Consider the following 16,546-nt stretch of genomic DNA (forward strand, 5'->3'; position numbering starts at 1 on the left):
AATCCTCCCCGACGGAGAAACCGGATAACCAGGCAGGATTGGCGATGTCCTCGATGCTCGCGATGCAGCTGCAGGCTCCGGGCACCCCGCTGGTGCCCGTCAGCCTGCGAGTGCCGGAGCCGGGCCCCGGGCAGGTCCTGGTCCGGGTGCGATGCTGCGCCGTCTGCCGCACCGACCTGCACGTGGTCGACGGGGAGCTGCCCGATCCCCGCCTGCCGATCGTTCCCGGGCACGAGGTGGTGGGAGAGGTCGTGCAGCTCGGCGCGGGAGTGCAGGGACTCGCGCTCGGGGACCGGATCGGGATCCCGTGGGTGGGATGGACCTGCGGCAGGTGCCAATACTGTCAGAGCGGGCGCGAGAACCTCTGTCCGCGGGCGGAGTTCACCGGCTATCACCTGGATGGTGGATACGCCGAGTACGCGGTGGCGGATGCCCGCTTCTGCTTCCGCATCCCGGAGGGCTTTCCCGACCTGCGAGCGGCCCCGCTGCTCTGCGCCGGGCTGATCGGCTACCGCTCGCTACGGATGGCGGGTGATGCGCGCCGATTGGGGATCTACGGCTTCGGTGCCGCCGCCCATATCATTACCCAGGTCGCCGTGCACCAGGGTCGCCAGGTGTTCGCCTTCACCCGCGAGGGTGACGAGGTGGGGCAACGGTTCGCGCGGGAGGTAGGCGCCGTCTGGGCCGGGGCGTCCACCGAGCACCCACCGGTGGAGCTGGAGGCCGCGATCATCTTCGCCCCGGTGGGTGCGCTGGTGCCGCACGCGCTGGCGGCGGTCGAGCCGGGCGGCACGGTGGTGTGCGGCGGGATCCACATGAGCGACATCCCGAGCTTCCCGTACTCCCTCCTGTGGGGGGAGAGAGTAGTGCGGTCCGTGGCCAACCTCACACGGCGCGACGGCGAGGAGTTTCTGGCGCTAGTGCCCGAGCTCACTCTGGAGATCGCCGTCGAGCCTTATCCGCTGCAGGCGGCGAACGAGGCGCTGCGGGCGTTGCGGGAGGGGCGGGTTCGGGGCGCAGCGGTATTGACCACCGAGGAGGTGGCGGTGCCCGCGCCGAGTTGACGCGCAGTAGCGCCGTAACTAGCTTTCGGCGAAGCCTTTCGCGGGACGTGGCGCAGCCCGGTAGCGCACCTGGTTTGGGACCAGGGGGTCGCCAGTTCGAATCTGGCCGTCCCGACTTTTCGAGTCAGACGACGCACGCGGATCGCGGGCGGGTACAAGAGCGCCGCGCCGTTCCCGAGCTGTGCGGATCGGGCACGGTGTTGCTCCGTGTGGGCAGCCGGTCGCAACACCAAACGCCGCGTTGTTCTGAGACTTACGCGATCGGGCACGGTATTGCCTGTAGGGGCGTCCCTGGTGGGCCCCCTTGTGGGCGCCCGCACGATGATGCTGCGGTCGGATGATGCTGCGGTCGCGCCGCCCGGATCAGCGCAAGGCACGGAAGTGGCGCGGGCCGCGGCGCATCGTGGGCCCGCGCCTGGTCATGCGCCAGTAGCTCAGCTGGATAGAGCAACGGCCTTCTAAGCCGTAGGTCCCTGGTTCGAGTCCAGGCTGGCGCGTCTTTCGGAGTTGTTTTGTCACGGACATGGATAGCCCGGTCGAGCGCCGCCGATGCGGCGAGCGACCGGGCTAGTTGCGTCAGACTTTATCCAGGCGGGAATCGATCGATGATTCCCCGCTGACTGCTGACGAGATCCTGGAGGGGAGCCGACGGAGGGGGGCCGGGGGCCCGCCGGGCTCAGCCCGTCGGCGTGGTTACGGAGTCCGCGAACGTGAAGTCAGAGCAGCCGGTCGGATTGCAGGCGCGCACGACGTATCGGTAGGTCCGGCCCGGGGCCACCGCGTCGTCCGTGTAGGAGGGCTGGTTCTTCTCCGTCGTGCCGAGGTACTGCCAGTCCCAGAGCCCGTCGTCCCGGAGGACCTGGCGATTCACGCGGAAGGACCACTCGGTGTCCGTGTCCTCCCAGGTAACTTCGATTCGGGTCGGGGAAACCGCCGTCGCCACGACCCCGGTCGGTGGCTCGGGAGGGTTGAGCACTCCGCGGCCGGACCCCCAGCACTCCACCCAGCCGTCGTCGCGGATCGCGCAGTTGTGAAAGGGTCCGGCCGAGACCCGCACGAAGCGCCCGCTCGCGGCGTGCCGCTCCAAGTTATGGCCGTCGCCCCAGCACTCGATGGCGCCGTCGGTGCGCAGTCCACACGTGTGATGAGCGCCAGCGTCGATCCGGGTGAAAGAGCCGGTGGCGGCAACCTTCGTCTCCGGCGACTGGTCGTAGTACTTGCTGCCCCAGCACTCGACGACCCCGTCGCTCCGCAGCGCGCAGGTGTGCAGCCAGCCGGCGGCGATCTGGATGTATCTGCCGACGGTGGCGCTTCTCGTGGCCGGCGCAGCCCTGTACTCATTCGATCCCCAGCACTCGGCCACGCCGTCCTTGCGCAGCGCACAGGTGTGGTACCTGCCCGCGCTGACCTGCGCGAACCCGACGGGGGTGGCGCGCGTTTCCGGCGCCTGGCCTTCCTCATTGTAGCCCCAGCACTCGACAACCCCGTCGTTCCGCAGCGCGCAGTTGTGGTCGCGGCCGACGCTGACCTGGGTGAAAAAGGTGCCTAGGGTGGCCTGCTTGATGGCCGGCGCCTGCCGCGTCCAGTTCGATCCCCAGCACTCGATGACGCCGTCGGTCCGCAGCGCGCAGCTGTGGAGGTTGCCCGCACCGACCTCGACGAATCTGGCCGTGGCGGCGTACTTCACTACCGGCGCCTGGCCGTCCGGCCCCCATCCCCAGCACTTGATCACGCCGTCGCCGAGCAGAAGACACGTGTGTCGCTCGCCGGCGCCGATCCGCTGCCCGACGATGCCACCGCTGCCAGCCGCCAGCAAGTCCTCCTGAACCCTCGGCGCTAGCTCGGGCTCGGTGAGATCCGTGCAAGCAGCCGTCAGGAGCAGGACCGCTGCCACGAGAAGCCGCCGGCGTTCGCTCGGGCGACCCGGCCCAGGTGTCTCGATACCTGATATGACCGTCCCCTGAGATCGTGAGAACCCTTTGATCGTGAGAAGCTGCCGCAACGTCGCCTTCTCTATGCGCACCCCCGGGGGGCGGCTTTCCTCCGCTTGGATAGCCGATCACCGTCGCGCGGACCTGCGTGGTCCGTTCGCCGGGCCAGACGAACGTGGCTGGGCGTCCGGTCCAAGCGGAGCTCGATGAAGACAAACCAGTTCTCGATCCAAACAGCTGGGGCTCACCGCCGGAGTTCCAGATGCGCCAATCTTCTGGGGTGCGCCGCACCGCTACGACCGAGCAATTTGAGAACGATTAGGCAGTTCCAGCCGGATATCCGTCAGATAGACGACGAGGGCGGTGGAAGCGTCACCGACCACTCGCGCTAACGATCTGCCGGATTGGGTGGAGGTCCACGATGGCACCCACTTACCCATCCAGGTTGTATTCTCTCCAGCCCTCCGGCAGCTTCACGTTCTCCGGGGCAAGGTCAAAGAGGGGCGCGATCTGCTCATCCTGGTAACCCGCAATACCACACCCAATGCGGGTGACCACAAAGATCCGTTCCGGCAGAGCCTTCGCGGCACGGAGAAATCGATGCACGTAGACGTCGATCTCTTCCAGAGGAAGCGTGCGCAGGGCCTCGTCCATGGTCGGGATTGCGTAGCTCCTGCCCCAGAACCCGACACCCTTACCCTCGAGGGCGCCGTAATGGAGGCGAGCCGCACGCGCTGCCCCTCCTGCATGTGCCCCTCGCAGATTGGAGCCGAACACGAACACCGCCGCTGGGTCCTCCATCAGACTCGATACACGTTCGAACTCCCGAGCCTCGTTGACTTCGATCTTCATACCTCCTCCAGAGGCTAGGTGAGAAGCGAGATATCGGTGAGTGCTGTCAGAGCCGCACCGCGCTTATCTCACGAACAATCGGTTACGAAGTGACAGAGGTGCGCCCGATCAGCTCTTCGCGCTTCGCCATATCCCACACGAGGAATTCCAGCGTGTCGGATTCCGACAGGCCCCAGCGCTCCGCGAGCTCCTTGATCCCCACGTAAGCCAGGTCGGAGACCCTCCGGGTCCATGGTGAGGTGATCCCCGCGTTGTCGTGCCATCGCCGCCACTCCGGAGTCGGGCGAAGCCCTGGTGTTCGGAGAGCCAGCCTCACGGCGAATTCGACCACTGCCGCGCCCGAAAGCCCCAACCGCAGGCCTAGCTGCTTGATCAACTCGTCCGCCGCTCCGTTAATGCGGTAGTTCACACTCCTCTTCTTACTCGGCATTGCGTAGTCAGTGTGTGCCAAGGGTGCGCGTCTGCGCACCGGTTGTTTCATGCGCCCTGGGTTGATTGGCGGGCATACACGCCATCGGCTATAGATAGCCGCACCGGGCAGGCTCGCCAACGCCAGCTATTCCGTACTTTCGACCCAGGCTTCGCCGAAACCCGGGCGGAGCGCCCGCACCAGATGCTCACGGTCTAGCCACAGGAGGAAACCAGCATGGATCGCACTGAAGCCCTTGCCAAGCTCCGCGCGACGGTCGAGAGCGGCGGCGTGATCATCGGCGCCGGGGCTGGCACCGGCCTGTCGGCCAAGTGCGCCGAGGCCGGAGGGGTGGACCTGATCATCATCTACAACTCGGGCCGCTACCGCATGGCCGGGCGTGGCTCGCTGGCGGGCATGATGCCCTACGGCGACGCCAACGCGATCGTGGTCGAGATGGGCTACGAGGTGCTGCCGATCGTCAAACAGACCCCCGTGCTCGCCGGCGTGTGCGGCACCGACCCCTTCCGCCTGATGCGCCCCTTCATCCGGCAGCTCAGGGACCAGGGCTTCAGCGGAGTGCAGAACTTCCCCACCGTGGGCCTGATCGACGGCAAGTTCCGCCAGAACCTCGAGGAGACGGGGATGGGCTACGAGCTCGAGGTCGAGATGATCCGCATCGCCCACGAGGAGGGGATGCTGACCTGCCCTTATGTGTTCACGGTCGAAGACGCGGTGGCGATGGCCAGGGCAGGAGCCGACCTACTGGTGCCGCACATGGGACTCACCACCAAGGGCACCATCGGCGCGCAGACCGCCCTCTCCCTCGACGACTGCGTGCCGCTGATCCAGGCGATGCACGACGCGGCGAAGGAGGTCAACCCGGAGATCCTGGTGCTCTGCCATGGGGGCCCGATCGCCGAACCCGAGGACGCCCAGTACGTGCTGGCCCGCACCAAGGGTGTGGTCGGCTTTTTCGGGGCCTCGAGCATGGAACGGTTACCCACCGAGGTCGCCATGACCGAGAACGCTAAGCGCTTCAAGCAGATTCAGCGGGGCGACTAGGCCGATCCAGGCACGCGGGGGGTGGCGCCGAACCTTTCGGCGCCCCGCCCGCCTGCTTCAGCGGCCGCCCGGGCTTGACGCCGGCGCTCCGCCGTGAAACCCTAAGGCGCCAGCCCCTGATACTCTGCCGCGCAATCCTACGACAGAACGGGTGGATGCGCTTCGCGGGCTCGCCGTCTGTACGCCGGGCCCCGCAACTTCGATATTCCGCGCCGCACCCGCGCAACAAGATCCTGGCTCGCCAAGATGTCGCTATACATATTGCGCGGTTGAGGTCAGGCTGCCCGGTCCTTCCTTCGGAGCGCTCCATCACGGCTCCGGATACAGGCCAGCACAACGTCAAGCGAAGTTCGCACCGAGCCACTGCACGCCTCCTCGGAATCACGTCGATGTCACATTCCTGGGCGGTGACAGATTCCTGCTCGTGGCCAGCGCGGGCGCTCACAACTTCGCACCTCTCTCCTCAGCCCGCGCGCCGCTACGCGCGCTGGCTGGGCGGGTCCCCTCGCGGACAAGGACTATCTCCCATGCCGAACGCCGGTTCTCGCCTCCGCTTCACGTGGCTCGGCGCACCTTTAGTCGTCCTTCTCTCGGCCTGCGCCATCGCCACCATCCCCCCGCCGGATGCCGCTGAGGTCGCACGTCTCGAAGCGGCACATCAGAGGGATCCGAACTCGCCTTCTACCGCACTCGCTCTGGCGTCGGCGTATCGCCTGACCGGACGAGCCGACGAAGCGCTGCCCCTGCTGGAGGAAGCCCGAGCGGAGAACCCGGGCGATGCCCGCGTCCTGCTGTTGCTCGGGACGCTGCGGGAGGAACAGGGCGACCTGGACGACGCCCTCGAGGCCTATCGGGCCTATCTCGAGGTGGAGAAGAGGGGCAGGTGGCCGACGGAGGTCGCTCGACGCATCCGGCTGCTGCAGCGAAAGGTGATGGTGGCGGAGGCGAAGCGCCTGGTGGCACAGGAGGCCGAGCTGGCCGACACCGAGCCGCAACCGGGGACCGTCGCCGTCTACCCGTTCCTGTACCGTGGCAACGACCCGCGCCTGGAGCCGCTCGGCCGCGCGCTTGCGGACCTGCTGACGACGGACCTTTCGCAGACCGAGCGTCTGAGGGTGCTAGAGCGGAGCCGCGTGCAGCTGCTGCTCGATGAGATGAGCCTCTCGCAGGAAGGCTATGTGGATCCGGCCACGGCGGCGAGAAGCGGGCGGCTGCTGCAGGCCGAGCACGTGGTGCAGGGCAGTCTCACTGGGAGCGGCGAAGACGTCGAGCTGCTGGCGACGGTGATGGACGTGCGCTCGGCCGAGAGCACCGGGCGAGTGGAGGAGCGCGATGCGTTGCGACGCCTCTTCGACGCGCAGCGACGCCTCGCTATCGGCATCTACGAGCGGCTGGGTATTCAGCTGACCCAGGCCGAGCTCGATCGCATCGGACAGCCTCCCACACAGAGCCTGGACGCGCTCCTCGCCTACGGCAGCGCGCTGGAAGCCGAGGACCGGGGCGACTTCGGCGCGGCTGCGGAGCTCTACCGCCAGGCAGCACGCCTCGACCCCAATTTCGACGCGGCAAATCAGCGTGCGATGCAGGCTGCGGCAATGAATCGTGCCCAGGAGCTGCCCACTCAAGCAATTACCGTCGCCGTAGTAACCGCGGTAGTCGAGAGGACGACGCCGCTCCTTCCAGACATCGGGCCGCCACTCCCACCGGAGAAGCCACCCGCAGTCGAGGCCTTCGATATTGGACCCTTCGGCGGACTCGGCATCCTCGACATCATCCTCAGCCGGCCAGGGGCCCCATGAGCCACCGCTCTGTGATGCGAGGCGCGCTGGCCATCTCGGGCCTCGCCTGGATTCTGAACGGCTCGGCCGCCCTCGCCCAGACGACCGTCGGAGAATCCTTCGAGATCTACACCTTTTCCGATCCGGAGGCGGTGGGCGCCAGATCTCTCACCGTTTTGTCGGCCCCGTTCAGTGTACGTGTGCCGATCCTGGGCTCATCCAGCACCCTCTCGCTGGAGGGAGCGTTTGCGCGGGGCGAGGTGGAGACGGTCCGTGGAAAGAGGTATGAGCTGCAGGGTCTGACCGACTCCCGTCTTTCGCTGGACCTGGCGGTTGCGGGCCCGCTCCGCGCGGCCTTCATCGCGGCGCTGCCGACGGGGGTGCAGAGCATGACTGCCGACGAAGCCCGGGTGGCGGCTCTCGCTTCCTCGTACCTGCTCCCGCTGCGGGTGAACTCCTGGGGCAGTGGCGGAGGCGTGGGAGGCGGCGCCTCGCTCACGCAGGCCTTCGAGGGCTCAGGCTTGAGCGTCTCTGCCTCCTATCTCGTGAAGCGCGAATACGACGCGTTCAAGAACGGTGGCCAGGCGTATCGTCCTGGCAACCAGCTACTCCTGCGGGCGTTCGGCTACGTCGACCTCTCCCCCTCTGCTCGGTTCACCCTTCAAGGGGGCTACTCGAACCGCGCTGAGGACCAGATGAGCGGGGCCGGCATCTATCGATCGGGTGACCAACTGGAGGCGGTGGGTGCGCTCACCTTCGCCGCGGGGGCTCGAGGCAATGCAATCACCTATGCGGGTTGGATGCACCGCGGAGAGGGTGAGCGGGCGGAGATCTTCGGGGGCGGCTCGGCGCCGGGGGAGGATCTGCTCCTGTTCGGCGCGGGGCTACGCACGCCACTGGGCTCCGTCGTGTTGGCGCCGTCGGCAGACGCGCGCGTCTACCGGAACGACGACGGCGTGGGACAGGGCTACGTCGGCAGCGCCATGATCGGCCTGGAGGTGCCGAGTGGAGGGGTGACGCTCATCCCGGCGATCCGCGGCCGCTATGGGAACGTAGACGTCCGCTCGGGAAGCTCCAGTAGCTTCACGGGTGCCGAGTTCAGCCTGTCCGTGCGCATGGGAGGCCGCCCATGAGCCGCTCGAAGATGCGCCGGCTGGGATCGGCCGCTGCGCTCGCCGCCCTCCTGGCCGCTGGATGCAAGGACGGATTCTTCGCGCCCTCGGCGCCCGCGCTCGGCAGCGCCGGCATGCGGATCAGTTACCAGTTCGTCCCGGGCGAGAGCGGCGGGGCCGCGGAGGCCTTCGACAAGGCGGATTCCGTTCGCGTCGAGCTCTGGCGGGGCGACGTGGCCGCTCTCGACTCGACGCTCGCGCTACCTGCACCCGGCTCTACGCGTCCGGTACAGGTCTCGATCGAGATGGAACAGCCTGAAGAGCCGTTCCTTCTTGTGCTCGAGCTCCGGGCGGGGGCGGCTCCCATCTTCTCCGCCGAGTCCGAGGTCGTATTGCGCCAGGGGGAGGTGGTGACGGCGACACCGGGGCTCGTGCCTATTGCCGCGGAGATCCACGTCGAGGACCGGTACGGGCCTCTCACCGCCATCGGCGACTCTCTGCGGCTCAGCGCCCACGCCCTCTTCGCCACGGGCGATACGATTGCCGGCGCGCCGCTCACCTGGGAGATCCTTGACCCGGACGTGATCAGCCTTACGCCCGCGGGCGTCGCAGAAGCGCTCGCGGAGGGCGAGGCGCGGGTGCGGGTGACAAGCGGAGAGCTCTCCGCAGAGTCGGTGGTGGAGGTGCGGGCCACGGAAGCCGAGATCGAAATCGTCCCCGAGCAGATCGAGCTCGAGGTGGGCGACTCGGCACGGATTACCGCGATCGTGCACGACGTCAACGGCAATCCGCTGCCGCGCACGGCGCAGTTCTCCAGCGCCGACGAAACGGTCGCCACGGTCGATGGAACCGGTATGGTGCGCGCGGTCGGGGAAGGGGAGACCACCATCGAGGCCCAGGCGGGCTCCGCGCCGCCGGCAACCGTGCCGGTGATCGTGAGCCGCGTGCCGGTAGGATCCGTGATCGTGACGCCCGACTCGGTGGGCCTGCTGGTGGGTTCCACCGTGCAGCTCTCCGCGCGCGTGGAGGCGGCGGATGGAAGCGTTCTCCCGGGTCGCCCCGTCGGCTGGGCAAGCACAGACACCTCCATCGCCCGAGTATCCGCCGACGGTCTGGTCACGGCAGTCCGAGCCGGCGTCGTCGACATCACGGCGACGAGCGAGGGTCAGTCCGGACAGGCGCGCGTCACGGTTCAGAACCCCACGCCGGTCGGGAACGCGATCTCACCGGCCAGCACGACGGCAAGCACGGACGGGCTCACGATCACGATCACGGGAACGGGATTCGTCACCAGTACCCAGGCGCTATGGGAAGGTGAGGAGCGCCCGACGACGTATGTGAGCCCCGCAGAGCTTCGGGTGCAGCTTCAGCCCGGCGATCTGCGTCTGCCGGGCTCGTATGTGGTCGACATCGTCTCACCCGGACCTGGCGGCGGCGAGGCAGAGCCGCTGGTGTTTTCGGTCGACAGAGCGACCCCCTTCGTCGAGACGCTGCCCCCATCGGCCATCGGCGAAACTGACGTGGTCCTCGCGGGAAGCATCGACGCGGCAGGACTCGATTACGAGTACGCGTTCCTGTTCTCCGCGAGCCCGGATAGCGTAGCGTCCATCCAACCGGGTGTGGAGTTCACGCCTGGCAGCGGCGCGGGAACGGTCACCCAACTGGTTGAGGGTCTCGGCTCAGGGTTGGAGTACTTCTATCAGCTGGTCGTCGTCGGCGAATCCATCGACACTACGTATGGCGGCGTCCAGAGCTTCGAAACCGTCAACAACACGCCGGTAGTCGAGGACATCGCGCCCGATACCGTTTTCACGAACGACCCGTTCACGCTCACGGTCCTCGGCAGCAACTTCCACCCCGGCCTGATCATCGCCATTGGTGAGATGACGCTCCAGACCACGTTCATCAGCGAGACGGAGGTCAGTGGCCAGGTACTGTCGGGGTTCCTGGAGGTGGAAGGGGTCTATCCGGTCGCCGTGGTCGACCCCGACACGAATGAGTTCTCCAATTCGGTGGACCTGACCGTGCTACCCGAGCCGCAATGAATTCCTTCTCGAGCCAGATTTCTGTGGCCGGGTAGCTCGACGGCCGGGCTTTGGTGATAGCGATGTGATCCGCTGGACTGCCGTGACCGATCGCATTCGGACGATCGTGTCCTAGGAGGACAGCTCCGCGCCGGGACATCCGGCGCAAGGACCCAGCAGCACGGCTCCCCACACAGGGCGGCCCCGGGATGAGGGATCCCCGGGGCCGCCTGTCTTCAGCTTGGCTTCGGGCGGCGACTGCTGTGATGAAGGTCACTCCGACGGCGCCAAATGCTGGGTATCCATTGCCGGAGGATCAGGCAAACACTCCTGTGGACCGCGGTTCCCGCCGCCGGGAGGAGGTGATCCACGCCCTGTTCCGAATCGCACTCCAGGCTGGCGGGAATGAGCGGGGAAGGAGCCATCATGGAGCACTGGCAATTGCGCGAGCGGTGGATTCGAAGGATACCGCGTCATACTGCGAACGACCTTGAACCTGGCGAGCGGGTCGGCATCATTCTCGTGGCTCTCCTGGGTCTCACCGGGATCCTCGGGACGCTCGTAGCGGCCTGGTGGATAGCCCTGACGTGAGCCCGGCGACGACGCAGGCGATCGAGGTGCCGCAATCACGGCTACGCCCGCCGCTACACGATGTTCGGCCAACGTTGGTTCCCCCGCGGGTGCCACGGGCGTCGTGGAGGCCGTCCTGTTCGCGAATGCAGCACCGCCTGACCAACGTATCCGCGAGCACCGCCCCGGAGTGTCGGGAGTTGTTCTCTTATGCCGTCCTGAGATCCCCGTACTCGAGCGCGGGCGGACTGGTCGGATAGCGAGCTGATAGGCCGACTAGGGATTCTCCTCACGAAGCTCAACTGCCGGCGTCGTCGTCATCCGCCCCCTTGCGGTCGCCCACGCCAGCTCGCCATCTGCTGGCTCGTCGTCCCGCGTGACACACCGGGCGGAGCACGGCCCCCTGACCGCGACCGCGCGCGACTCGGCGCCCGTCCGGTACTCCCCCACTTCCTCACAGACCATCGCCTGCGCGGCCTTCTGGCGATATCCTCCTGTCGCTCGTGCCCGCCGACGGGTGGCGGGAACCGCCTCACAGAGACACGAACACGGAATGGTCCCCGATCTCGATTTTGCCACCACCCTGCCCATCCCGCTGATCCTGAGCAGTGGACTGCTCGTTGTCTCGGTCATCGTGCTCAGGTTGATTGCAGCTCGGTTCATTCACAGCCACGTGCAGGCGCCGGAGCTGCGGCGTCGCTGGCTGGTTCAGACGCGAAACGGCCTGGCGCTGCTGCTGATCCTGGGCCTGGTAACGATCTGGGCGGAGGAGCTGCGCACCATCGCCATCTCCATCGTCGCCATCGCGGTCGCCTTCGTGGTGGCCACCAAGGAGCTGATCCTGTGCATCACGGGATCGATCCTGAAGATGGCGTCGCGCTCGTTCGTGATCGGCGACAGGATCCAGATCAAGGAGTTCCGCGGCGACGTCATCGACCAGAACCTGCTGGCAACGACGATCCTCGAGGTGGGGCCGGGCAAGCTCACGCACCAGCGGACCGGCCGCATGGCGGTGATTCCGAACTCGCTGTTCGTGTCGGAGCCGGTGATCAACGAGAGCTACACCCACGACTACATCCTGCACGTCTTCACGATCCCGTACAAACGGGAGGATGACTGGCAGAGCGCGTCGGAGGCGCTCCTCGCTTCCGCACGCCGCCACTGCGCGCCGTACCTCGACGACGTGCGCCGCCACATGGAGCAGCTCAGCCGTCAGCGCGGGCTCGACATCCCGAACGTCGAGCCGCGCGTCACCATCCAGGTGCCCGCTGCCGGCGAGGTCCACCTGGTGGTGCGCGTGCCGGCGAGATCCAGCGAGCGGAGCTACATCGAGCAGCAGATCATGCTGGACGTGCTGGGCGCACGTTCGGCATGATTGCGGCTGGAACCGCCTGAAAAGAGAGCGTCGGATCGGTCCCGGTCATCATCCTCGCAGGAGTCGAGTGGAGAAGGGACGGGTTTCGAAGCGAACGCTTCGGGTGCACTCCTCCCGAGGATGACCGGAACCCGCTCCAAGCGCTTGCTCGCCGTTCGCTCCCGTCGTACCATCCATTCTCCTCGAACCACCGCTCACCGCCGCCACCGCCTCAGCGCCGCGGTGGCCGTGCAACCGACCGCCCCACCGACCGGACGATGACCATGGAGCGCCTGGTGTCCTCTCCTCCGCCCGCATCCGCAGCCACTCAGGCACCGCCTCAGGCTCCCGCGCGGGCTTCCATCGCGGTTCCGGGTACCGCCGCACCGCCGCCCGGCTCAGGGCGCCTGACCTCGCTCGACGTCTTCCGGGGCTTCACCATGCTGTTCATGGCCTCGGAGATCATGCGCATCCCGCAGGTGGCGCGGACCTTTGACAACACGGTTGCCCAGTGGATCGCGTGGTCGCTGGACCATGTCCCGTGGGTGGGCGCCTCCCCTTGGGACCTGATCCAGCCGGCGTTCATGTTCATGGTAGGGGTGTCGCTGCCCTTCTCGCTGGCGAGCCGCCGCGCCAGGGGGCAGTCCTTCCGCCACATGCTGGGACACGCTATCTACCGGGCGGTGGTGCTGATCCTCCTGGGCATCTACCTGCGCTCGAATGGACGGCCTCAGACGTACTTCACCTTCGAGGACGTCCTCACCCAGATCGGCCTCGGCTACGTCTTCCTCTTCCTGCTGGCGCACGTACGGCCGACGGTGCAGTGGCTGTCCGCCGGCTTGATCCTGTTCGGATACTGGCTCGCCTTCGCTCTCTTCCCGCTGCCCGGTCCCGGCTTCAATACCGCCAGCGTGGGTGTGCCGCCAGACTGGCCGCACCAACTCCAAGGTTTCGCGGCACACTGGAACAAGAACACGAACTTCGCGGCCTGGTTCGACCAGTGGTTCCTGAACCTCTTCCCGCGCGAGGAACCCTTCGTCTACAACCGCGGAGGGTATCTCACCCTCAACTTCATCCCCTCCCTGGCCACGATGATGTTCGGCCTGCTGGCGGGTGAGCTGTTGCGAACCCGACGGGAAGCGTCGGAGAAGCTGCGGATGATGCTCGCCTTCGGCGCGCTGGGCATCGTGCTGGGGCTCCTGCTGCACGTGCTCGGCGTGGTTCCCCTGGTCAAGCGGATCTGGACCCCATCCTGGGCGATCTTCAGCGGCGGCTGGGCCGTGCTGTTCCTCGCGTTCTTCTACTACGTGCTGGACATGAAGGGATACCGGCGCTGGGCCTTCCCCTTCCTGGTGGTGGGGATGAACTCGATCGCCATGTACGTGCTGGTGCACGAGACCACCGGATACATCGTCGACACCATGCGCATCCACCTGGGGAGCGGCTTCTTCGAGCTCTTCGGAGCGGAGTTCGAGCCGATCACCAGCGGAGGGGCTGCGCTCCTGGTCCTCTGGCTCACGCTGTTCTGGATGTACCGGAGGCGGATCTTCCTGAAGGTCTGAGGAGGGAAGCTGCGCCGCGCCGCCATCCGCCGGCGGCCTTTTCCCGTCGCCTGGAGGTGGCCTTCAGTGGCGGCCATCTCCAGGCGATTGTTTCCGGGGTCTGCCTGGGTAGGTTTGCACCCGCCTCTACTGCCGCCGGCTTTCTCCAACGCAGAAGGCAGCGTGCTCCTACGAACTCTCGCCCGTACCGGCGTCTCATCGGCCCCGCTCGGAACCCGGATGCGGTCCGCGCCGACTGGTGCCGTCACTCTCCCGGGAGCCGGCTGAGGTCCGGTCCTCTATCGGCTGTCCGCGGGCGAGCTCGCGGCCACGGCACGCAGCATGTCGGTGGCGGAGACCACTCCCAGCAGGCGCGAGCCGTCCATCACCAGGATGCGATGAATCCCGAGCCGCAGCATCTGGGCGGAGGCTTCCTGTGCCGTGGCCTCAGGCGGCAGCGAGAAGACGCGCTGACTCATGACCTCCGAAACGGTGTGCTCCTCGAGAACGTCCCATTCGGGGCCCGAGCTGGCGCGGAAGCGCTCGTCCACCGGCGCTCCCGCATCTTCCCACAACTCGAGGAAGTAGGCGGCGGGGGGCTCTTCTCCTTCGACCCACTCCTCCGCCGGCTGCCACTCTCCCCACTCGACCTGATCCGGTCGCTCCGCGGGTACTCCGGGCGTCGATCCCTGGAAGGCGATGACGTCGGTGACGGACAGCACACCGACCACCTCCTGCCCGACGACGACCGGGGCCCCGCTAACCTTGTGCGCCGACAGCACCTCGACTGCACGGCGCAGGGAGTCGTCCGGCGAGAGCGTGACGACCTCGGTTGTCATCAACTCGCTCAGGGTCGGACTGCTGCCGAATGCTGTGGATTGTTGCGGCATCTCGTCCTCCCTTCCTCCTTCAATAGGGCTTCAGTAGGGTCCTGCCTTCATCGGAGCCGTGTGCTTCTCCGCGAACACTGGTGCTGGTTCATCCCCCCGTCAGTCGCGGATTGCCGGAGAACCGTGTCGGGAAGATGCCGATCCGTGGCCGCGCCACCACCCGGAGCGAGCGCGATGCGCGATACCGGAACGAGCCGGCTACCCGAACGAACCCACCCGAACCTTCCGTGCCGATGCGTAGCTCTCCCTACGCCTCTCGCGGGCGTTTTCTGACTCCCGCGCAGAGCTGGGGCGCTAAGTTGTAGTGCGGGCGAGGATTGGCGTGGTAGCGCGGTACCGGCCGGTAGGACGCTCCCTACAGGCGGATGCCGCAGCGTACCCCGCAAGGCGAGGAGACGGTTCGGGGCGCAATACCTGGGATCGATTGGCCAGCGCTCGGGAACCAGCCCCGGACATGAAGAGCGGGCGCCAATAGACCGCTTGCCCACAAGCCGCTATGGCAGCACAACCCAGCACCGCATGCTGATTGCGGTCCTGGGGCGCTGCGACTTGCAGAGCAGGAGGTACACATGGTCAGAGTCAACCAAGCCGGATGGGATCGGATTCTGCGGATCCTGGTGGGGGGCCTCCTCGTGCTCCTCGCCTGGGGCGACCCATCGCGATCGTGGCTCGGGGCGCTGGCAGGGATCGTGGGCGCGGCGCTCCTGGTGGCGGGGCTAGTCGGATGGTGTCCGATTTACTCGGCGCTGGGGATCAGTACCCGACGTCGACCACGTTCACAGAACGCGGAATCGTAGGGTGAGGGGCGGGATTACTTCATTCGCGACCCGAAACGGCTCAACGGGGGGAGCTCATGCCGCTTCCGATTCGCTCCGTGCTCGTTGCCACCGACCTGTCGGACTCATCAGACGAGGTGCTACGCGCGGCGGCTCAGATCGCGTCGCTGGCCGGCGCGGACCTTCACGCGGTGCACGTGGAGCCGGCGGAGGTCACCTTCCTGGGGGTGATCGAGAGCGCTCCGGAGATACAGGAGCGCCTCGATCGGGCTCGCGGTGCACTGGCGGCGCAGCTGGAGCGCGTAGGGATTGAACAGACCGTCGCGAGCGCGCGCCTCGAGGTGAATTCCGCGCACCGAGGCATCTACGAGCGCGCCCATGAGGTGTCCGCGGACCTCATCGTCCTCGGGCCGCACCGACACCGCCCCTTGCCGGAGAGACCGCTCGGCACGACGGCGGATCGGCTTATCCGGACCAGCGACGTGCCCTGCCTGATCGTCAGACATCCTATCAACCTGCCGCTCCGGAAGGTGCTGGTCGCGACCGACCTGTCGCACCCGGCCCAGCTGGCGATGAACGAGGCATTTACCTGGGCCGCGGCGCTCGGCGTCCCACCGAGGTCGGACGAGCGAGAGCCCACGACCGTGGTGGTTGCCTACGTCGTGCCGCTACGCGCCGAAGTCGCACGATCGTTTGTGAGCCTCGACTTCTATCGGGAGCAGCTAATGGAGCAGATCGGCATCGCCCGGCAGAAGGTGCCCCCGGAGGTACCCGTGAAGGTGCAGCCGGAGATCCTGCAGAACGTCTCACCGGTCGAGGAAATCCTGCGCCTCGCCAGCGCGGATGTCGATCTGCTCGTACTTGGCACCCACGGTCGCGGAGCCCTGGCACGGGCGCTGATCGGAAGCGTCTCGTCGGCCGTGGTACGCCAGGCGGAATGCCCGGTCCTGCTGGTCCCTCCAATCCTGGATGTCAGACCGTCGCAGGCACGGCCCAGCGCGGGTGACTAGCGCAGCGGACGCTCCGAAAATCTGCTGCCAACCGACACGCCCCGCGCCGTAGGACGCTGCTCCATCCTCCCACGGCTACCCCGGCTGATGGAACCTCCGACCGCCGGCGGTGGTCCGCGCCTTCTCCCGCCATGCCATGAGTCGCCATACCACCGGATCGTGACCAAAGT

At 67.0% G+C, this 16,546-nt stretch carries 13 protein-coding genes and 2 tRNA genes; 11 read left to right on the forward strand and 4 right to left on the reverse strand.

Translation table 11 applies throughout. The annotated features are described in order from the left end of the window. Positions 1–44: 44 nt before the first annotated feature. The 3 genes from VF167_07525 (at position 45) to VF167_07535 (ending at position 1,561) form a co-directional block, all read left to right on the forward strand. Positions 45–1,064: a zinc-dependent alcohol dehydrogenase family protein gene (locus VF167_07525; protein ID HEX6925265.1), complete on the forward strand. Its 1,020-nt coding sequence runs from the start codon at positions 45–47 to the stop codon at positions 1,062–1,064. Positions 1,065–1,105: 41 nt separating this feature from the next. After that, positions 1,106–1,179, forward strand: a tRNA-Pro gene (locus VF167_07530). Between the two features lie 308 nt (positions 1,180–1,487). Next, a tRNA-Arg gene (locus VF167_07535) sits at positions 1,488–1,561 on the forward strand. A 179-nt stretch (positions 1,562–1,740) separates the two neighbouring features. On the opposite strand, the gene VF167_07540 is transcribed toward VF167_07535, so the two are convergent. The 3 genes from VF167_07540 to VF167_07550 form a co-directional block, all read right to left on the reverse strand. Beyond that, positions 1,741–2,958 (reverse strand): hypothetical protein, encoded by a 1,218-nt coding sequence (locus tag VF167_07540; GenBank protein HEX6925266.1) that lies wholly within the window; start codon positions 2,956–2,958, stop codon positions 1,741–1,743. 469 nt (positions 2,959–3,427) lie between these two features. Then, on the reverse strand, positions 3,428–3,847 hold the full coding sequence (locus VF167_07545; protein HEX6925267.1) for a hypothetical protein: 420 nt from the start codon (positions 3,845–3,847) through the stop codon (positions 3,428–3,430). 82 nt (positions 3,848–3,929) lie between these two features. Beyond that, complete coding sequence (locus tag VF167_07550) at positions 3,930–4,256, reverse strand: hypothetical protein (GenBank protein HEX6925268.1); 327 nt, start codon at positions 4,254–4,256, stop codon at positions 3,930–3,932. 237 nt (positions 4,257–4,493) lie between these two features. On the opposite strand from VF167_07550, the gene VF167_07555 reads away from it, so the two are divergent. The 6 genes from VF167_07555 (at position 4,494) to VF167_07580 (ending at position 13,721) form a co-directional block, all read left to right on the forward strand. Continuing rightward, positions 4,494–5,321, forward strand: coding sequence for a phosphoenolpyruvate hydrolase family protein (locus VF167_07555; protein HEX6925269.1), 828 nt, complete (start codon positions 4,494–4,496; stop codon positions 5,319–5,321). A 527-nt stretch (positions 5,322–5,848) separates the two neighbouring features. Then, complete coding sequence (locus VF167_07560; protein ID HEX6925270.1) at positions 5,849–7,120, forward strand: tetratricopeptide repeat protein; 1,272 nt, start codon at positions 5,849–5,851, stop codon at positions 7,118–7,120. Beyond that, the gene (locus VF167_07565; protein ID HEX6925271.1) at positions 7,117–8,232 is read left to right on the forward strand and encodes a hypothetical protein; all 1,116 of its coding nucleotides are present in this window, start codon (positions 7,117–7,119) and stop codon (positions 8,230–8,232) included. Before VF167_07560 ends, VF167_07565 begins: the two co-directional genes overlap by 4 nt. Further along, positions 8,229–10,256 carry an Ig-like domain-containing protein gene (locus VF167_07570; protein ID HEX6925272.1) on the forward strand — a complete coding sequence of 676 codons (2,028 nt, stop codon included), beginning with the start codon at positions 8,229–8,231 and terminating at the stop codon, positions 10,254–10,256. Before VF167_07565 ends, VF167_07570 begins: the two co-directional genes overlap by 4 nt. A 1,102-nt stretch (positions 10,257–11,358) precedes the next feature. Next, positions 11,359–12,180, forward strand: a complete 822-nt coding sequence (locus tag VF167_07575; protein HEX6925273.1) for a mechanosensitive ion channel domain-containing protein — start codon at positions 11,359–11,361, stop codon at positions 12,178–12,180. A 257-nt stretch (positions 12,181–12,437) separates the two neighbouring features. Continuing rightward, a complete protein-coding gene (locus VF167_07580; protein HEX6925274.1) occupies positions 12,438–13,721 on the forward strand; it encodes a hypothetical protein in 1,284 nt (427 codons plus the stop codon). 278 nt (positions 13,722–13,999) lie between these two features. Here VF167_07580 and VF167_07585 read toward each other — a convergent pair whose 3' ends face one another. Beyond that, positions 14,000–14,539, reverse strand: coding sequence for a CBS domain-containing protein (locus tag VF167_07585; GenBank protein HEX6925275.1), 540 nt, complete (start codon positions 14,537–14,539; stop codon positions 14,000–14,002). Positions 14,540–15,159: 620 nt separating this feature from the next. Between VF167_07585 and VF167_07590 the strand changes: the two genes are divergently transcribed. Continuing rightward, positions 15,160–15,387, forward strand: coding sequence for a DUF2892 domain-containing protein (locus VF167_07590; protein ID HEX6925276.1), 228 nt, complete (start codon positions 15,160–15,162; stop codon positions 15,385–15,387). 56 nt (positions 15,388–15,443) lie between these two features. Continuing rightward, a complete protein-coding gene (locus VF167_07595; protein ID HEX6925277.1) occupies positions 15,444–16,376 on the forward strand; it encodes a universal stress protein in 933 nt (310 codons plus the stop codon). Positions 16,377–16,546: the final 170 nt, after the last annotated feature.

The sequence above is a fragment of the Longimicrobiaceae bacterium genome (assembly GCA_036375715.1).
Lineage (GTDB): Bacteria > Gemmatimonadota > Gemmatimonadetes > Longimicrobiales > Longimicrobiaceae > DASVBS01.